The organism is Stenotrophomonas sp. YIM B13575, assembly GCF_042787595.1.
Lineage (GTDB): Bacteria > Pseudomonadota > Gammaproteobacteria > Xanthomonadales > Xanthomonadaceae > Stenotrophomonas > Stenotrophomonas lactitubi_B.
In genome coordinates this window covers 1-18,774 of sequence record NZ_JBHZOP010000004.1, presented here as the reverse complement: position 1 = coordinate 18,774, position 18,774 = coordinate 1, and the positions used below count along the sequence as shown (strand labels likewise).

The window sequence follows — 18,774 nt, the reverse complement described above, 5'->3', positions numbered from 1 at the left end:
CAAGGGGTGGCCTGATCGGCTCAGACCTCGCTCCAGCGTCGCAGCAGGTTGTGGTACACGCCGGTCAGCTGCAGCACCGCGTCAGCATCGCCATCGGTCTGTCGCAGGCGTTCGATGGAGGTGTCCATCTCCCACAGCAGGCGCCGCTGCACATCGTCGCGGATCATGCTCTGCACCCAGAAGAACGAGGCCACGCGCGCGCCGCGGGTGACCGGGTTGACCTTGTGCAGGCTGCTGGAGGGGTACACGATCAGATCACCGGCCGGCAGTTTCACTTCATGCTCGCCGTAGGTGTCGCTGATGATCAGTTCGCCGCCGTCGTACTCGTCCGGGTCGGACAGGAACAGCGTGCAGGAGATGTCCGAGCGCAGCTGCTCGCCGTTGGCCAGGTTCATCACCGCGCCATCGACGTGGAAGCCGTAGGTGCCGCCGCCGCTGTAGCGGTTGAAGCGCGGTGGCAGGTACTTCAACGGCAGCGCGGCGCTGAAGAACAGCGGGTGCCGGGCCAGCGCGACAAGAATGGTTTCGCCCAGTTCGCGGCGCAGCGGCGAAGCTTCCGGCAGCTGCTGGTTTTGCTTGGCCTGCGCGCCGAGGTGGCCGACGGTCTCGCGGCCATCGGTCCAGTCGGCCGCATCGAGCCTGCGGCGGATATCAGCGACCTGTTCGGCAGGAAGGATGTCGGGGATGTGCAGCAGCATGCGGAAGTCCTCAGCAAGCGGATGGTGCGACCAGGGCGCGCACCTGCGGGTGGGGTGAGGCGGCCAGCTCGGGCACGATATGCGCCATGAAGGCGGGGCTGCCGTGCTGCAGCGCCAGCCGCAGCCAATGCACGGCCTGTTCGATTTCACCGGCCTGCAGCAGGATGGAGGCGTAGTTGGCCTGGCCGCGGAAATCGCCGGCCTCGGCCGCGCGTCGATACCAGGCCAGCGCGGCCTGCGGATCGCGTCCGGTGTCCAGTCCATCTTCCAAGTGTCGGGCCAGCAGGTTCATCGACTTGGCGTGGCCCAGATGCGCCGCGCGGGTATACAGCGCGAGCGCCTGTGCGCGGTCCTGCGGCACGCCACGGCCGGTGGCCAGCAGGTTGGCCAGGTTGTACAGGCCCCAGTCCAGACCGGTGTCGGCCGCGCGCCGGTACCAGACCGCGGCAAGCGAAGGATTGGCGGGGGTGCCCTGGCCCAGCTCGTGGCAGCGGCCGAGCATGTTCATCGCCATCGGCGCGCCGTTGTTGGCTGCGGTCTCGTACCAGAGCAGGGCCGCAGCAGCGTCTTCCGGCGTGCCTTTGCCTTCCATGTGCATCTGCGCCAGCAGCAGCTGCGCCTCGACCTGTCCGGCCTGTGCCGCATCGCGCACGCGCGCGAAGGCGGCCTGCGGGTCGTGCAGCAGGAGGTCTGCCAGGACGTCGGAATCAAACGGGGTGTTGGAAGCCATGCGCGGAGTATCGCCGGAAACAAAAACGGCGGCAGGAGATCCTGCCGCCGTGTGGGTGCTGCGGGTTACATCAGAACGTCACGTTCAGTGCCAGGGTGGCCGAACGGCCCGGGGCGATGCTCGCGTAGTGCGACGCATAGGCCTTGGTGAAGTAGGTCTTGTCGGTCAGGTTCTGCACGTTCAACTGCAGGCTGATGTTGTCCTGGATCGCGTAGCTGGCCATCGCATCGAAGCGGGTGTAGCTGGGGATCCACTTGGTGTTGGCCACGTCACCGTACTGCTTGTCGGAGTAGTTGGCGCCGGCGCCGACGGTCAGGCCGAACGGGAAGCGGTAGGTGGTCCACAGCGTGGCGCTGTGCTTGGCGGTGTTCGGGAACACGTTGCCGTTGTAGGGCGAGGGCACGTAGACGTTGGACGGGCAGGTACGGCCGGACACGGCGCAGACGAAGCCGTTGTCCTTCAGTTCCGAATCCAGGTAGGTGTAGCCGCCGTACAGGCTCCAGGCATCGGTCAGCTGGCCGGTGAAGCCCAGTTCCAGGCCGTTGATTTCCTTCTTGCCGGCGTTCTGGCTGGTGCCGTTGTCCACGGTCACGCGCGCGTTGTCCATCACGGTGTGGAAGATCGCCGCGGTCAGGTTCAGGCGGTTGTCGAACAGGTCCCACTTGGTGCCCAGTTCGAGGTTCTTGGTGTCCTGCGGCTTGAGGTCGGCCACGGTGGCGCTGAGGCCATCGGAACCGTCGCCACCGTCCATGCCCGGCGGGGTGGAGGAGGTGCCGTAGGACAGGTAGATGCTGCCGTTGGCAGCCGGCTTGAAGACGATGCCGGCCTGGTAGTTCAGGAAGTCATTGTCGTTGCGCACGCGGGTCGGCGCCTTGCCGGCCACCGGGGTGGTCAGGGTGGTGGAGAAGTCGTCGTATCGCAGGCCGACGTTGATCATCCACTGCGCGTTCAGTTCGATGGTGTCGAACAGGTAGGCGGACGTGGTCTTGGTGCGCTGCTCGACGTCCAGCGCCTTGTCGCTGCGGTACACCGCATGGGTGGCCGCCCACGGATCGTTCGGGTTCGGGTTGTCGAAGCTGGTGCAGTTGTAGCCGGTGGCGGCGCCGGTGGTCGGGCACTTGCTGCTGTTGGTCAGCGGGTTGCTGGTGCCCGGGGTCATCAGGTAGCTGCCGCGGGTCATCTTTTCATCGCTGTATTCCAGGCCGGCGCTGTAGCTGTGCTTCAGCGCACCGGTCTGGAACGCACCGGTCAGGCTCAGCTGGTCGGCAAAGCTCTTGACGTCGACGGCGCGGCTGTTGGTACGGCGCCACAAGGTGCCGTAGTTGTTCGGGTTGCCCTGGCTGTCGTCCGGCTGGGTCCACAGGTAATCGTTGCTGGTGTTGCCCAGGCGCGCGATGTTGCGCAGCTTGTGGCCACCGAAGTCGTAGCTGCCGTCCATGGTGCTGATGTCGGCGCGGGTGCGCTGGAAATCGCGGTCCACCAGACCGTAATAGTTGTTGCGGTCGGGCACCATCGGGCGGCCGTCGACCCACTTCGACACCGGTGCGCCGTTCGGATTGCCGTACGGGAAGCCGCCTGCGTCGGGCAGGTCGTCGCTCTGCATGTGGTAGTGGCTGGCGATCAGCTGCGCCGGGCCGTTCAGGCCGAACGCGATCGACGGCGCGATGCCCCAGCGGCTGACGTTGGCCGCGTCACGACCGGCGATGTCCGACTCGTGCTTCATCAGGTTCAGGCGTGCGGCGATGCCATCGCCCAGCACGTAGTTGGCATCCACGGTACCGCGTGCATAGCTGTCGGTACCGATGCCCATGCTGGCGTTGGTCTCGTTCTTCAGCTTCGGGGTCTTGCTGACCAGGTTGAGGCTGCCACCACCGGAGTCACGGCCGCCGTAGGCCGAGCTCGGGCCCTTGACCACTTCCACCTGCTCCAGGTCGAACACTTCGCGGGTCTGCGAACCGACGTCGCGCAGGCCATCGACGAACATGTTGCTCTGCGAGTCGAAGCCGCGGATGAAGGGGCGGTCACCGGTCGGGTTGCCGCCTTCGCCGGCACCGAAGGTGATGCCCGGAACCATGCGCAGCGCATCCTGCAGGTTGGTCGCACCGGTTTCGGCGATCAGCTTTTCCGAGACGATCGAGACCGACTTCGGGGTGTCCAGCAGCGCGGCGGTGAACTTCGGCGAGGACGGGTTGAACCAGCTGCCGCGCACCTGGACCTTGTCCAGTTCGGTGGCCTTGCTGGCGCCGGCGTCGTCGGCCGCCTGTGCCGCCAGCGGCGCAAAGCCGGCGGCGAGGGTGGCGGTGGCCAGTACCGAAACGCGAGGTGCGTACTTGCGGGTCTTGATGTGGGTCATGGGCAGGTTGGCGGTGGCTTGGATGGGGAATGAGCGAGGGCCGGCCAGCACGGCTGGGCGCGCGGCGACAGGCAGGAGGTGGGTTCTATGGAGCCGGGCCGTGCTCGGCTGGCCGGAAACGCAATCAGGCGCACGGCAACGGCCGCAGGGCGCCTCAGATGGCGAGCGGTGCCGGAGGTGCGTGGCCGGGATTCAGGCGCAGCGAGGGGTCGTGGAGCTGCCAGCGCAGGGCATCGGAGTGCCACAACGGGATGTGGGCCACCAGCGCAGCACGCGGCGGGGCAGTGCCAGCGCAGGGCGTGCCGCCTTCACCATCCACCGGAGGTTCCGGGGCGGGGGCGGCGTGATGAGGGCATTCGTCGCCGGAAGGGGCCGGCAGCGGAGCGACCTGCTCGATATCGTGCAGATGCGCCTGCCAGCCGGCGTTGGCGGCGTGGCCGCCACCGCGTCCTTCGTGCAGCGCCGACCAGCCCAGCAGCAGCGTCAGCAGCGCGGCCACGAGCAGCGGCCACCCCTGACGGGCGAGCTGGCACAGCGTGGCGGTGGGCGCGGACGAAGCCATGGCGCAGGCGGGGGGCATTACGAAGATGTTACGTAGGATAACATCAACGATAATGATTCGCATGTACGGGACGGGCAGCCGGTTCCGGGTGGCCCGCAGGGTCCCTGAAAGGCCCCTCAGGCTGTTCCAGTAGATCCACCCCATGGGTGGATGCCCCTGGCTTCAATCGCGGTCGTCGCGCGTCCACACCGCGTCGTGCTCGCGCTTCACCGGAAACTTCGGCACCGCCGTATAGGCCGGCGCACACAGGGCGCGGCCATCACGCACGTCGAAGCGGGCACCATGCAGCACGCATTCGACGCTGCCTTCGGCGGTGTTGAACTCACCCGAGGACAGCTCGAATTCCTCATGCGTGCACTGGTCTTCCAGCGCGTACAGTTCGCCGTCGAGGTTGAACACTACGATCGGCGTACCGGTGACTTCGTCGAACACGCTCTTCATTTCGCCCGGCAGCAGTTCGACGCCAGCGCAGACAAAGGTCCAGGCCTCGCTCACGCGGTGGCTCCGGCCAGCGGCTTTTCCAGGATCTCGAAGCGCAGGTCGTCGCGCTTGGGAATGCCGAAGCGTTCGTCGCCATACGGGAACGGCTTCTTGATGCCGGTGCGCTGGTAACCGCGGCGCTCATAGAAGGCGATCAGTTCATCGCGCACATCGATCACCGTCATCTGCATCACCGGCACGTTCCATTCGCGTGCGGCATGGGCTTCGGCGGCGTCCATCAGCTGCTTGCCAACGCCGCCGCCCTGCTGGGCCGGGTCGACCGAGAACATGCCGAAGTAGCCCTTGCCGTCGACGTCGGCGACGTGGGCACAGGCCACAAGCTGGCCGTCGCGTTCGGCAAGCAGGATGGTCGAGCGCGGGCGGTCCAGGTCGCCCTGGATGCCTGCGGCGTCGACGCGGGCGCCGTCCAGCAGGTCGGCTTCGGTGGTCCAGCCGACGCGGCTGGCGTCGCCACGGTAGGCCGAGGTGACCAGGGTGATCAGGGCGGGGATGTCGGCCGACGTGGCGGCGCGGAAGGTCAGGGTGCTCATGGGGGGCATTTTAGGTGGCGTGGGGGCAGGCGGGGAGGTTGCTGATCCGGCTGGCTTTGCCAAGTGTGTCGGATACGTCTTGTTGACATCATCTTCATTTTTCATTCATAAATGAAGCAGTGCCCGCCCACCGTTTTCAAGCGTGTGGTTGTCTGCCGGAGTGGGCACCGTCCGATCTGAGCATCGACAGTGGCGCGATGTGGGCGGGGCTCTCAAGGAAGGTCGATCCAGGGAGGATCTTCATGCAGTCACGGCTCATTGCTCATCCGCGCGCGGCAAACGCCATCAAAGGCCTGCTTCTGACAGCACTGGCCCTCTGCGTGATGGCGCCGGTAACCGCTTCCGCCCAGATCGTGCCGACTTGGCGTCAGGAATATGACAAGCGCTTGAAGTATGGCGATCTTGTCGAGCCGCTGAAGGGCGAGATCTTTGGTGAGCAGGTGAACCTGTATGACGGTTCGATCAGCTTCAAGGCCACGGATATTTCGATCCCGGGCAATGGCAGCTTGCCGATGACGCTGAGCCGAACCTACAGCGCTGGTGACGGCAGCAGCGAGAGCCCGTTCTCCGATTGGGGCTTGGATATTCCATCGTTGTCAGGTGTCTACGGTGATCTGCCGGAAACTGCTGCCGCCGGCTATTGGGCGCCGGCAGCGCGCTGTTCGACGGTGGGCGCACCGCCGGCGCTCGATGTCTGGAATCGACGGCACACGCAGATCGTCAACTTCAATACGCATACGTTCTGGGACGGCGTGCGCCTTTCCCTGCCGGGGGGCGGCGGAGAGCCGGTGCTCGGCGGCAACGGTGACCCGCGCCAGCCGCAGCCGCAGTTTGGCGAGCCTGCGCCTTGGAGCACGAAGGGAGGCTGGACGTTCAGCTGTTTGAGCGCGTTGAAGAGTGGTCAGCCGGGGCAAGGATTTCTTGGTCATGCACCTGATGGCACCAGGTATTACTTCGACTGGATGGTGGCCAGAGCGAACACCAGCGCGACGCTGCAACCGTACGGGCCGGAAAGCAACGCGCTTCTGAATCGCAAGCGTGTGTTCCTGTACCCATCGCAGATCGTGGATCGCTTCGGCAACTGGGTGCGCTTTGAATGGAGTGGTGACCGACTGCTGCGCATGGTAGCCAACGATGGTCGCGAGATCAGCCTGATCTACAACGCGAAGGGATTGATCGCTTCTGCCACGACAGCAGGGCGTACATGGATCTATGACTACACCGAGGCCGATATCCTGCGGACGGTGACGCTGCCGGACGGAACCCAGTGGGTCTACAACCTGCCGCCGCTTTCAGTCACACATAAGTATGCCGACTACATCGGGCAGAACATCTGGGAGTACATGGAGTATCCGGCAACCTGTTCTCGCATGAACAAGATCGTGCCGAGCGAGATATCCATGACCGTCCAGCATCCTTCGGGTGCTTTGGGAACCTTCCTGTTCCGGCCGTTCCGCCACGGGCGCAAGAACGTCTCTCTGGATTGCCAGACTTCCGGCGACAATCACCTGTTTGCTGATGGTTGGAACTACACGCCGATCTATCGTGACGCAATGTCGCTTGTGGCCAAGACCATCAGTGGTCCAGGTATGCCCACGGCGCAGTGGACCTATCAGTACACCAATCTCAATGGGGCCTACGCGAACGATCTGGGCGGTCCGGACATTCCTCCGGGCCAGGCCGAGCCGAAGATCACCACCGAGACGCTGCCTGACGGTGTCGTGCGTGTGTATGAGTTCGGCAAGGAGGTGGCGTACAACGACGGTCTTCTCCTGTCGACCACGACGCGTTCGGGCGGCTCCGTCGTGCGCGTTGATCGCAACAATTACTACCCGGATGCCCAACTGGACTCGGCGCCATTTCCCAAGGAAGCCGGCAAGGACTTCAAATACGGGGCGAGTGATCTCAAGGCGCACTACAACCGTCCTGTCCAGTCCACTGTCGTGGAACAGGATGGCGTGCAGTTCACCCGCACCGTGCAGGCATTCGACGCTTTTGCACGCGAAGTGACTGTCGTCGAGGGCAACTCCTCCGGGCAGAGTCGCACCAGCGCAACCACCTACTATGACAACCTCGCACTATGGGTGAACGGTCAGTCAGCGCGTAGCGTAGTCAATGGTGTTGAGCAATCACGCACCGAGTTCGACACGACCAATGCGTTGCCGATACGGGCGTATGCCTTCGGGCGTCTGGCACAGCAGGTGACCTACGCAGCCGACGGTACGGTGGCGTCGGTCGCCGACGGCCGTGGCAACACCAGCCATCTTTCCGGTTGGAAACGCGGTGTGCCGCAGCAGTTGCGGATGCCAGCCACGGCTGAATCTCCCAATGGAGCGACGCGCAACGTTGTGGTGGACGACAACGGTTGGATCACCTCGTTGACCGATGAAATCGGTGCGACCACCAGTTTCAGCTACGACAGCATGGGGCGCCTACGCAGCCAGCAGTTCCCTGGTGGCGACACCGTGAGTTGGAATGCGGTGACCATGGACCTGCAGCGGTTGGGCGGAGCGCAGTTCGGCGTGCCGGCTGGCGCATGGAAGCATTCCCGAACCCAAGGCGGTAGACGGACCGACACTTATCTGGACGCCATGTTCCGCCCGGTGCTGGTCACTGAAAATGCAAACAACGTTCTCGATAGCGCAGTCGTGACCCGCTACGACACCAGTGGCAAAACAGTGTTCGCGTCCTATCCTGTTCGCTCGCTTTCCGACATCAACGCGTCGCTTGGTGGCACCAGCACGCAGTACGATGCGCTGGGTCGACCGGTCGTGGTCAGCCAGTCGTCCGAACTTGGCGCCTTGGTGACTCGCTCCGAGTTCGTGGGCAACCTGTCGGTGAAGGTGACCAATCCACGCGGCCAGTCGACAACAACACGGCACCTGGCCTATGACCAGCCCACCTATGAGATGCCGCTGACGCTGCAGCATCCAGAAGGGGTCGTGACCGAGATCCAGCGCGACGTTCTCGGCAAGCCGCTGGCGATCACCCGTCGCAGCGCCGACGGCAGCCAGGCGCTGACCCGCCGTTATGTCTATGACGGTTACCAGCAGCTGTGCAAGACCATCGAGCCGGAAACCGGGGCGACGGTGCAGGACTACGATGCTGCCGGCAATGTCCTGTGGTCGGCTGCTGGCACGGGTTTGACCAACGCCAGCGACTGCAATCGCGCCGAGGCGCTTGACAGCGGGCGTGCGGTTCAGCGCAGCTATGACGCTGCCAATCGACTGCTGGCGTTGATCTTCCCCGATGGCCGCGGCAACCAGACCTGGTCATACACGCCGGACGGCCTGCCCGCAGAAATCAGTACGCAGAACGATGCCGGCCGTCCGCTCGTCATCAATCGCTACCAGTACAACCATCGTCGTCTGCTCAGCAGCGAGACGCTGCAGCATCTGGATCTGGGAACGGTGAACTTCGCCTATGGTTACGATGGCAATGGCACGCTTGCGAGCAACACGTATCCGGGCGGGCGTATCGCCAGCTACGCCCCGGATGCACTCGGCCGCGCCACATCGGTGGCGGGCTATGCGAAGGAGGCCAGCTATTTTGCCAATGGTGCCTTGGCGCGCTTCGTCTATGGCAATGGCGTTGTCCATACGATGACCCAGAATGCACGTGGTCTTCCTGATCGAAGTCGCGATGCAACCGCTGCGGCCGCAGTGCTCGATGACAGCTACGACTACGATGCGGGTGGCAACGTGATGGCCATCTCTGATGGCTTGCCGGGTGCGCCAGGCAATCGTGACATGGCCTACGACGGGCTGGATCGACTGCGCTCGGTTACCGCACCTGGTTTTGGCAATGCGCTGTATGAGTACGACGCACTGGACAACCTGCGCCGGGCCAAGGTCGGTAGTCGGGACCGCACGCATTATTTCGATCCGACCAATCGTCTGGTCAATGTTGTCGATACTGGTAACAGCGCGACCGTTGTCGGTCTCGGCTATGACGTGCAGGGCAATCTTTCGATCCGCAATGGCCAGGCGTTTGGTTTCGACTACGGCAACCGCCTGCGTACGGTGGGGGCAACGGAAGCCTATCTATACGACGCGCATGGACGCCGGGTGAAAGCCTGGAACAGCGAGTCGGGCGCCATCTACTCGTTCTATGACAATGGCGGCGTGCTGCGTTTCCAGCGCAATGAGCGCACGGGAAAGCAGACAGACTATCTGTACCTGTCCGGCAGTCTGGTGGCGCAGGTGCACGGCGAGGCCGCACCCAGCATTCCGGCGCTGAGCGCCCCAGGCTACATCACCCAAGGCAGCGTTAACTTGACATGGAGTCCGGCCGGTGGCGCCAACCGCTATGAGCTGCAGCGTGCCCAAGCGGGTACTTGGAGCACGATCTTCGACGGTGCGGTGCAGGCGTTCACCAGTACCGGTCTGGCTACCGGTACCTATCAGTTCCGTGTGCGTGGTTGTCGCGTGGTCTGTGGTGAGTGGAGCAACACCGCTTCGGTTGCCGTCGAACTGCCGCCGGCTACGGTGCCTGTGCTGACCGTACCGGCAACCGCCTTCAACGGCAGCTACAGCGTCAGTTGGTCGGCCTCTGCCGGTGCAGAGCGCTTTGAGCTCGACGAGAGTGCCAATGGTGGTGCCTGGACCCAGGTCCACAATGCGGTGGGCCAATCCAAGGGGTTCACCGGCAAACCGGGAGGCAGCTTCAACTACCGTGTCCGCGCGTGTAATCCGGTGGGGTGTACCAGCTACAGCGGTAGCGCTGCGGTGGCGGTGGTCTACCCGCCTGCGAGTGTTCCGGGAGTATCAGCGCCGGCCCGTTCGGCACCGGGCAGCATTGGCATCGGCTGGAACGGAATTGGCGGTGCTGACCGCTACACGCTGCAGGAAAGCACCAATGGCGGTGGGTGGGTGACGCTGATGGATGCACATGTGGTGTCCTTTGCAACGCCCGCACGTGGTGTGGGGAACTATGCCTACCGCGTGGCCGCCTGCAACGGCGCTGGATGCGGGCCGTGGTCGGGATCTGCAGCGGTTGCCGTGATCGGTGCGCCGACGATCGAGCCGGTGATCAGCGCGCCGGGCCTGGTGAATGTGCCGCAGTACAGCTTCAGCTGGTCAGTGCCGGCCAACAGCGAAAGCTTCATCCTGGAGGAGAGCGCCAACGGCGGTGGTTGGACCGTGGTGCATAACGGCGGTGCTAACAGCTTCGGCGCGGACCGCGGCAAGGGCAGCTATGCCTATCGCGTGCGTGCCTGCAACTTCGTGGGGTGCAGCCCTTACTCAGGCATCGTGACGGTAACAGTGGCACTTCCGCCAGGGACGCCCCATTTCTATCTGGCGGAATGGCTGACCACGCGCAAGGCGCCCTACCAGGTGCAGTGCTCGGTGGGGTGGAGCCAAATGGCCGACGCCACCGAGTACCAGCTTGAGAGTGGTGGCGGTGGCAAGCGTCTGTATACGGGGCCCAACGCCTATGTGAGTGCAAACGGCAATGCGTATTGTGCAGGCAACTATCGCGTGCGTGCCTGCAATGCAGGCGGTTGCTCGTCGTGGTCAGCCGACCATCCCGTCACCCGCGGTGTACTGAGCTGGGACTGAGCCATGAATGGAGTCACTTCTCTACTGATTCGCGCAGCGCTTCTTGTGGTGGCGACTATGGCCGGTGCTGCACCGGCTGCGGCCCAGGAAGTGGTGGAATACATCCACACCGACGCCTTGGGCTCACCGGTGGCGATAACCGATGCCACCGGCAATGTAATCGAGCGGAGGGTGTATGAACCGTATGGGGCCGTGGTCAATCGGCCGTTGAAAGATGGTCCTGGGTACACCGGGCATGTGACGGACTCGGGCACAGGTCTGAGCTACATGCAGCAGCGGTACTATGATCCGACAACTTCATCGTTCCTGAGCGTTGATCCGGTTTCGGCTTTCCAGAGCTCGGTGAATGCTTTTGGCCGGTATCGATATGCAAATGCAAACCCATATAGCCTAATCGACCCTGATGGACGGCGAGCGTGCGGGAAGGACTGGGACTGCAGAATGACCGAGAATGCAGGCGGAAAAAGTCTATCTCGCGGGCAGTTGGCGGCAATCAAGAGGGATCCGCAAGCGTACATCGACAGGGCGAACAGTATTCCTAATCGACAAAGTTCGGAGGCTAGATCTGCCAGATACTTTGCGGAAGTTGCGCGGCCTGTAACCAGTGCAACCAATTTGGAAGTAGGGGCTGATATCGCGCAGCTTTCCGATCAGTCTTACACAGCTGTCAACTTTGCTTTGGGTGATGCCACTGCGGGCGCTGGAGCGGGTAGCGTAGTTCAAGGGCAGAACAACTACGCAGGCCCAGGTGTCAGGGTGGCCATTGCCCATACACATCCCGTGAATACAGCATTCAGCTACTGGAAGGGATCCTGTTTTTGCGGTGGTCGATGGGAGGGGAGTCTCTACCGCGGTGATCTGGAGAGAGCAAGATCTGCAGGTGTTAACAGCTATGTGGCCACTCCTAGCGGTTCCGTCATGGGATTCGACTTCAGAGGCATGAATGGAGCGGTCAATGCTAGAACGAGCCCTGGCGCGTACATTGCGGCCGAAGACTACTTCTTTAAGGTGAAATGATGGATCCCAGACGCCGGTGGTTTGCAGTCGTTACGCTAGTTTTCATCCTTGGCGCTTGTTCCTCATCCAGTCAAGATGTGGGCTCCGCGGGAACTCCAAGCGCCTGTAAATTTCGTGGAAATGAGTTGGGAGCTGAAACGTGCATGACCACGATGTCTGCGCTGTTGTCTCAGCCAGAAAAATTTGACGGGCGATTGGTTTCTTTCCATGCATGGATGGATCAGGTCAATGGTGCGATCTTGTTCTTTCCCTCGCGTGATGAACTGGACGCAAGGGACTCATTCAGTTCATTGGTGGCCTATCCAGAATCAAGTCCAGGTGCCTTTCGAGAGATCCCTTCGGTTGAGGATGGGGAGAAAAAATTCTTGCGGGTGACCGGCACGTTTCGCTGGAATCGCGATGGTGCTCCCAGATCCCCAAGTGCTCCAGTGGATGTAGATCGGATGGGTGTAATGGAAGGCGTTCAATTGAGTTTGTAGCGGATGAGTCGATTGGGTTGGTGGCAGGTGCCTGGCGAGCCTTGTTGGTGCGGCTTGTCGTTGCTCGTCTGATGCATAACGGAAGTTCGCGCCTCGCGGGCGTTCTGTGTGGAATTGCATTGGTTGGTATATGTGATTTTTTCTCCGCAAGCCGCCTTTTACGGCCGTCATATAGCGGGTCAATTTGGGAAGTCGCTAGAAGCAAAAACGCCGCGGTCTTCCGCGGCGTTCTCGTCTCTCCCAGCTGCTGCTGGAAACTCACCCCAACAACTTCCGCACCTTCGTCAACGCGGTCATGAACCGCTCGATCTCTTCATGCGTGTTGTAGAACGCCAACGACGCACGGCAGGTCGCCGCCACGCCGTAGTACTGCAGCAGCGGATGCGCACAGTGCTGGCCCGAGCGCACGGCTACACCTTCCAGATCCAGCAGTGTAGCCAGGTCGTGCGCGTGTGCGCCGTCGATCAGGAATGACACCACCGCGGCCTTTTCCGGTGCCTCGCCGATGATGCGCAGGCCATCGACCCGGCGCAGCTCTTCGGTGAAGTGCGCCAGCAGCTCGGCTTCGCGCGCTTCCACGTGGTCCAGGCCGACGTTCTGCAGATAGTCGGCCGCCACGCCGAGGCCGATGAAGCCGGCGATGTTGGGGGTGCCGGCTTCGAACTTGTGCGGGGCATCGTTGAACACGGTGCCGTCGAAGCTGACTTCCTTGATCATCTCGCCGCCGCCCAGGAACGGCGGCATCGCATCCAGGTGCTCGCGACGCGCCCACAGCGCGCCGGTACCGGTCGGGCCGCACATCTTGTGGCCGGTGATGGCGTAGAAGTCGCAACCGATCGCGGTGACATCGACCTTGCGGTGCGGTGCGGCCTGCGAGCCGTCGACCACCGTGATGATGCCGCGCTTGCGGGCTTCGCGGCAGATCTCGCGCACCGGGTTGATGGTGCCGAGCACGTTGGAGACATGGGCCACGGCCAGCAGCTTGACCTCGGGGGTCATCGCCGCACGCAGCGCGTCCAGGTCCAGCGCGCCGTCGGGGGTGATCTCGGCCACGCGGATGGTCGCGCCGGTGCGCTGGGCGACCAACTGCCACGGCACGATGTTGGCGTGGTGCTCCATGCGCGACACCAAGATCACGTCGCCGGCCTTCAGCCGCGGCAGCGCCCAGGAGTAGGCAACGAGATTGATCGCGAAGGTGGTGCCGCTGCACAGCACCAGATCATTGCTGCGCACGTTGAGGAAACGGGCCAGCTTGTTGCGCGCGCCCTCGTAGGCGTCGGTGGCCTCGGTGCCCAGCGCATGCACGGCACGGCTGACGTTGGCGTTGTAGCGGCGGTAGAACTCGTCCACCGCGCCGATCACCTGCACCGGCTTCTGGCCGGTGTTGGCGTTGTCGAAATAGACCAGCGGCTTGCCGTGCACTTCGCGCATCAGCAGCGGGAAGTCCAGGCGTACGCGCGCCCAGTCGGGGGCGTCGGCGGGTGCTTCGATCGGTCGCGGGGTGGACAGGTTCATGCCACGCCCGCCTCGGCCAGCGCCTTGTCCAAGCGCCGTGCCAGCTGCTCGCGCAGCGCTTCGGGCAGCACCTTCAGCGGTTCGTGGCAGAACGCGGCGCTCAGCAGCGCCTGCGCCTGGGCCTGCGGCAGGCCGCGCGAGCGCAGGTAGAACAACGCGTTGGCGTCGAGCTGGCCGACGGTGGCACCGTGTGCGGCCTTCACTTCGTCGGCGTCGATCACCAGCGTCGGCTGGGTATCGATCTCGGCGTCGGCCGACAGCAGCAGGTTCTTGTTGGACAGGTTGGCGTCGGTGCCATCGGCGCCGGCACGGATCTGGATGCCGCCATGGAACACCACGCGGCTGCGGTTGGCGGCCACGCCACGCCACTGCAGCTCGGCGCTGGTGTCGCGGGCGATGTGGTCGATGCCCAGGCGGGTATCGACGTGGCGACGGCCGGTGCCGAGCAGCACGCCATTGGCGGTAAGCTGGGCGTTGTCGCCTTCCAGACGCACGTTCAGTTCATGGCGGCTGAGCGCGGCACCCAGCTCCAGGTCCACGCGGTGGTACTGCGCGTCCTTGGCCAGTACCGCGTCGGTACGCAGGAAGCTGGTCTGGCGCGCGCTGCCCGCCTGCACGCGGGCGTGCTTGAGCACCGCATCGCGGGCGACGTGGGCGTGCAGCACGGTGTTGTCCAGGTGCGCCGAGTCACCGACGCTGAAGCGGTGCTCGACCACGCCCAGGCTGGCGCCCGCACGCAGTTCGATCAGGTGGCGGTGATGCCAGGCCAGGTCGGTGTCGCCGGCGACGCTGGCGAACACCAGCTGCAGCGGCACCTCGACCTGCACGCCGTCGTCCACGCGCAGCACCACGCCTTCATCGGCGAGGGCGGCGTTGAGGCGGGCGAACACGTCGTCACTGCGCTCGTAGCGGCGGCCGAGGAAGCGCACGGCGTCCTCGCCAGCGGCCAGCGCGGAAGACAGCGTTTCTAGCTGCACGCCGGCCGGCAGGCCCTGCACGTCGCTCAGCGCGTCGTCGAGGCGGCCATTGACGAACACCAGGCGCGGTGCCGGGATGTCCTCCAGCACGGCGACATCCAGCAGCGCCGGGGCCAACGGCGCGGCCGTGAAGCTGCGGCGCTCCAGCTGGCGCAGCGAGGTGTACTTCCAGCTTTCGCTGCGTGCGCCGGGCAGGCCGTCGCGCAGCACGCTGTCGAGCACTTCGCGGCGCGCATCGCTGCCGCAGAAGGCCTGGGCCATGGAGTCGAGCAGGGCGCTCATCAGACCGCCGCCTCGGGCACGACCCGGTCCTTCAGGAAGTCATAGCCGTGCGCTTCCAGTTCCAGCGCAAGTTCCGGGCCACCGCTCTTGACGATGCGGCCATCGGCCAGCACGTGCACCACGTCCGGCTTGATGTAGTCCAGCAGGCGCTGGTAGTGGGTGATGACCAGGAACGAGCGGTCCGCGCTGCGCAGCGCGTTGACGCCGTCGGCCACGCTCTTCAGCGCATCGATGTCCAGGCCCGAATCGGTTTCGTCCAGGATCGCCAGCTTCGGCTCGAGCACGGCCAGCTGGAAGATCTCGTTGCGCTTCTTCTCGCCACCGGAGAAGCCTTCGTTGACGCCACGGTGCAGCAGTTCGTCCTTCAGGTGCAGCACGGCCAGCTTCTGCCGAACCAGCTTGAGGAACTGCATGGAATCCAGTTCTTCCTCGCCGCGTGCCTTGCGCTGTGCATTCAGCGCGGCGCGCAGGAAGTAGGTGTTGTTCACGCCGGGGATTTCCACCGGGTACTGGAACGCCAGGAACAGACCGGCTGCGGCGCGCGCTTCCGGGTCCTGGTCGAGCAGGTCGACGCCTTCGAACTGCACGCTGCCTTCGGTGACCTCATAGCCGTCGCGGCCAGCCAGGACATTGCCCAGGGTGGACTTGCCGGCGCCGTTGGGGCCCATGATGGCGTGCACCTGGCCGGGCTTCACTTCCAGGGACAGGCCCTTGAGGATTTCCTTGTCGCCGATGCGGGCGTGGAGGTTTTCGATCTTCAGCATGGTGGGGGTTTCCGTGGTGCGGGCCGCGGCCCGCCGGTAAAAAGAATGCGTTGTGCGAGGGCAGGGCGGGCGATCAGCCCACCGAACCTTCCAGCGAGACTTCCAGCAGCTTCTTGGCTTCCACCGCGAACTCCATCGGCAGTTCGCGGAACACCTGCTTGCAGAAGCCGTCGACGATCATCGACACCGCGTCTTCCTGGCTGATGCCACGTGCGCGGCAGTAGAACAGCTGGTCGTCGGAGATCTTCGAGGTGGTGGCCTCGTGCTCGACGGTCGCGCCCGGGTTCTTCACCTCGATGTAGGGGAAGGTGTGGGCGCCGCACTGCTTGCCGATCAGCAGCGAATCGCACTGGGTGTAGTTGCGCGCGCCGTCGGCATTGCGGTCGATCTTCACCAGGCCGCGGTAGGTGTTCTGGCCGCGGCCGGCGCTGATGCCCTTGCTGATGATCTTGCTCTTGGTGCGCTTGCCGACGTGGATCATCTTGGTGCCGGTGTCGGCCTGCTGGCGATGGTGGGTCAGCGCCACCGAGTGGAACTCACCCACCGAATCGTCGCCCAGCAGCACGCAGGACGGGTACTTCCAGGTGATCGCCGAGCCGGTCTCGACCTGGGTCCAGGTGACCTTGCTGCGCGCGCCACGGCATTCGGCACGCTTGGTGACGAAGTTGTAGATGCCGCCGACGCCGTTCTCATCACCCGGGTACCAGTTCTGCACGGTGGAGTACTTGATCTCGGCATCGTCCAGCGTCACCAGCTCGACCACCGCCGCATGCAGCTGGTTCTCGTCGCGCATCGGCGCGGTGCAGCCTTCCAGGTAGGACACGTACGCCTTCTCTTCGCAGATGATCAGCGTGCGCTCGAACTGGCCGGTGTGGCCGGCGTTGATGCGGAAGTAGGTGCTCAGTTCCATCGGGCAGCGCACGCCCTTGGGGATGAACACGAAGCTGCCATCGGAGAACACCGCCGAATTGAGCGCGGCGAAGTAGTTGTCGCCGACCGGCACCACGGTGCCCAGGTACTGGCGCACCAGTTCCGGGTGTTCCTTGATGGCTTCGGACATCGAGCAGAAGATCACACCCTTCTCGGCCAGCTCCTTGCGGAAGGTGGTACCGACGGAGACTGAATCGAACACGGCATCGACAGCCACGCCGGCCAGCTTGGCGCGCTCGTGCAGCGGCACGCCCAGCTTGTCGTAGGTGTCCAGCAGTTCCTTCGGCACGTCATCCAGCGAGGCGTACTTCGGGCCCTTCGGCGCGGAGTAGTAGCTGAGCGCCTGCAGGTCGATCGGGGCGATCTGCAGCTTGGCCCAGTTCGGCATCGGCATGGTCAGGAAGTGGCGGTAGGCGTCCAGGCGCCACTGCGTCATCCATTCCGGCTCTTCCTTCTTCGCCGACAGGGCACGGATGGTGTCCTCGTCCAGGCCCGGCGGCAGGGAGTCCGATTCGATGTCCGTGATGAAGCCGGCTGCATACTTGCGGCCGAGCTGCTCGTGGATCTCGCGGTTGGGGGTGTCGTCGCTGGCGACGGTTTCGATGGTTTCGGTGGCCATGGGGGGCTGCCTACGGATCAGGAGACGACGTCGACAGCGATGGTGCGGCGCTGTTCTTCGTCGACAAGGGGAAGAGGGGGCAGGATCTGCGCCAGGCTGACATCGCGCAGGGCCTCGGAGACCACGTCGTTGATCAGCCGCCAGCTGCTGCGTGCGCCGCACTTGGGCGCCATGCCGCACTGGTGGTGGTCGTGGCTGCACTCGGTCAGGGCCAACGGCCCTTCCATGGCTTCGACCACTTCAAACAGCGAGATCTCGATCGATGGGCGGGTCAGGCGGTAGCCGCCGCGGACGCCGCGCAGGCCTTCGACCAGGCCGGCCTGGGCCAGTGGCTTGAGCACCTTGCTGACGGTGGGCGGCTCCAGACCGGTGAATTCGGCCAGCTCGGTGGCACTGAGCACCTCGCCCGGACGGGCGGCGAGCACGGTCAGTACGACGGTGGCGTAATCGGTGAGCTTGGTGACGCGCAACATGGGATGCGAGTGGTTCTTAAAGCGGACTGAAATTGTACGCTTTTATTCGCCGGCATCCAACCCGGCCATTCAGCGGGCGCTTGGGGCCGGCTGCAGGTCGGCGGCCGAGGGCGGCCGACGGGGCGACATGCTGGGGCATGGGGGTGATTTTCGCAATCACCCGGAATGGGCGAGAATCAACGTTCCTTTCGCTGCAAACGTCTCTTGCCGATGCCCAAGAAGATCCAAGCCCGCAAGTCCGCCATCCACGGCAACGGTGTGTTTTCCGTGGCCCCGATCAAGCAGGGCGAGCGCGTGATCCAGTACAAGGGCCTGCTGCGCAGCCACGGCGATGTCGATGCCGATGACAGTGGCGACGTGGAAAGCGGCCATACCTTCCTGTTCACCCTCAACGACGACTGGGTGATCGATGCCAACTACAAGGGCAACGACGCGCGCTGGATCAACCACAGCTGCGACCCGAACTGCGAGGCGGTGATCGAGGAAGACGAAGACGGTGACAGCCGCGGCGACAAGGTGTTCATCGAGGCGCTGCGCGACATCAAGGCCGGCGAAGAGCTGACCTACAACTACGGCATCACCCTGGCCGAGCGGCATACGGCCAAGCTGAAGAAGATCTGGGAGTGCCGCTGCGGTTCGCCCAAGTGCACCGGCACGATGCTGCAGCCCAAGCGTTGATCCGCTAGCGCCGGGCCATGCCCGGCGAGCGCGAAGCGCGGGCGGAATCAGAAGCCGCCGGGCATGGCCCGGCGCTACCCGGGCGTTTCTGCACCTGCCGTGCAC

The 18,774-nt window shown here is 64.1% G+C and carries 15 protein-coding genes; 4 read left to right on the top strand and 11 right to left on the bottom strand.

What is annotated here, in order from left to right; all coding sequences use genetic code 11:
* Positions 1 to 20 precede the first annotated feature (20 nt).
* The 6 genes from ACFX4F_RS00725 to ACFX4F_RS00700 form a co-directional block, all read right to left on the bottom strand.
* A complete protein-coding gene (locus ACFX4F_RS00725) occupies positions 21 to 698 on the bottom strand; it encodes a Fe2+-dependent dioxygenase (protein ID WP_380651239.1) in 678 nt (225 codons plus the stop codon).
* 10 nt (positions 699 to 708) lie between these two features.
* Entirely contained in the window at positions 709 to 1,428 is a 720-nt protein-coding gene (locus ACFX4F_RS00720; RefSeq protein ID WP_380651236.1) for a tetratricopeptide repeat protein, read from the bottom strand.
* A gap of 70 nt (positions 1,429 to 1,498) precedes the next feature.
* Positions 1,499 to 3,781, bottom strand: a complete 2,283-nt coding sequence (locus ACFX4F_RS00715; protein WP_380651233.1) for a TonB-dependent receptor — start codon at positions 3,779 to 3,781, stop codon at positions 1,499 to 1,501.
* Positions 3,782 to 3,935: 154 nt separating this feature from the next.
* On the bottom strand, positions 3,936 to 4,343 hold the full coding sequence (locus tag ACFX4F_RS00710; RefSeq protein ID WP_099819288.1) for a hypothetical protein: 408 nt from the start codon (positions 4,341 to 4,343) through the stop codon (positions 3,936 to 3,938).
* A 162-nt stretch (positions 4,344 to 4,505) separates the two neighbouring features.
* Entirely contained in the window at positions 4,506 to 4,838 is a 333-nt protein-coding gene (locus tag ACFX4F_RS00705; RefSeq protein WP_099819289.1) for a non-heme iron oxygenase ferredoxin subunit, read from the bottom strand.
* Complete coding sequence (locus tag ACFX4F_RS00700; RefSeq protein ID WP_099819290.1) at positions 4,835 to 5,374, bottom strand: GNAT family N-acetyltransferase; 540 nt, start codon at positions 5,372 to 5,374, stop codon at positions 4,835 to 4,837. Before ACFX4F_RS00700 ends, ACFX4F_RS00705 begins: the two co-directional genes overlap by 4 nt.
* Before the next feature lie 242 nt (positions 5,375 to 5,616).
* Between ACFX4F_RS00700 and ACFX4F_RS00695 the strand changes: the two genes are divergently transcribed.
* The 3 genes from ACFX4F_RS00695 to ACFX4F_RS00685 all read left to right on the top strand — a co-directional run bounded on the left by ACFX4F_RS00695 (position 5,617) and on the right by ACFX4F_RS00685 (position 12,431).
* Positions 5,617 to 10,935: a wall-associated protein gene (locus tag ACFX4F_RS00695; RefSeq protein ID WP_380651228.1), complete on the top strand. Its 5,319-nt coding sequence runs from the start codon at positions 5,617 to 5,619 to the stop codon at positions 10,933 to 10,935.
* 3 nt (positions 10,936 to 10,938) lie between these two features.
* Positions 10,939 to 11,952 (top strand): RHS repeat-associated core domain-containing protein, encoded by a 1,014-nt coding sequence (locus tag ACFX4F_RS00690; protein ID WP_099819292.1) that lies wholly within the window; start codon positions 10,939 to 10,941, stop codon positions 11,950 to 11,952.
* A 143-nt stretch (positions 11,953 to 12,095) separates the two neighbouring features.
* Positions 12,096 to 12,431 carry a hypothetical protein gene (locus ACFX4F_RS00685; RefSeq protein WP_133119594.1) on the top strand — a complete coding sequence of 112 codons (336 nt, stop codon included), beginning with the start codon at positions 12,096 to 12,098 and terminating at the stop codon, positions 12,429 to 12,431.
* Positions 12,432 to 12,689: 258 nt separating this feature from the next.
* Here the strand turns inward: ACFX4F_RS00685 and ACFX4F_RS00680 are convergent, their stop codons facing one another.
* The 5 genes from ACFX4F_RS00680 to ACFX4F_RS00660 all read right to left on the bottom strand — a co-directional run bounded on the left by ACFX4F_RS00680 (position 12,690) and on the right by ACFX4F_RS00660 (position 17,991).
* On the bottom strand, positions 12,690 to 13,946 hold the full coding sequence (locus ACFX4F_RS00680) for a cysteine desulfurase (RefSeq protein ID WP_088101583.1): 1,257 nt from the start codon (positions 13,944 to 13,946) through the stop codon (positions 12,690 to 12,692).
* Positions 13,943 to 15,205 (bottom strand): Fe-S cluster assembly protein SufD, encoded by a 1,263-nt coding sequence (gene sufD / locus ACFX4F_RS00675; RefSeq protein WP_099819293.1) that lies wholly within the window; start codon positions 15,203 to 15,205, stop codon positions 13,943 to 13,945. Before sufD ends, ACFX4F_RS00680 begins: the two co-directional genes overlap by 4 nt.
* Positions 15,205 to 15,969 (bottom strand): Fe-S cluster assembly ATPase SufC, encoded by a 765-nt coding sequence (sufC, locus tag ACFX4F_RS00670; RefSeq protein ID WP_089239372.1) that lies wholly within the window; start codon positions 15,967 to 15,969, stop codon positions 15,205 to 15,207. The genes sufD and sufC overlap by 1 nt, the downstream gene beginning before the upstream one ends.
* A 73-nt stretch (positions 15,970 to 16,042) precedes the next feature.
* A complete protein-coding gene (gene sufB, locus ACFX4F_RS00665) occupies positions 16,043 to 17,518 on the bottom strand; it encodes a Fe-S cluster assembly protein SufB (RefSeq protein ID WP_108265590.1) in 1,476 nt (491 codons plus the stop codon).
* A gap of 17 nt (positions 17,519 to 17,535) precedes the next feature.
* On the bottom strand, positions 17,536 to 17,991 hold the full coding sequence (locus tag ACFX4F_RS00660; protein ID WP_025873978.1) for an SUF system Fe-S cluster assembly regulator: 456 nt from the start codon (positions 17,989 to 17,991) through the stop codon (positions 17,536 to 17,538).
* A gap of 210 nt (positions 17,992 to 18,201) precedes the next feature.
* Between ACFX4F_RS00660 and ACFX4F_RS00655 the strand changes: the two genes are divergently transcribed.
* Positions 18,202 to 18,669, top strand: coding sequence for an SET domain-containing protein (locus ACFX4F_RS00655; protein ID WP_010483549.1), 468 nt, complete (start codon positions 18,202 to 18,204; stop codon positions 18,667 to 18,669).
* Positions 18,670 to 18,774 lie beyond the last annotated feature (105 nt).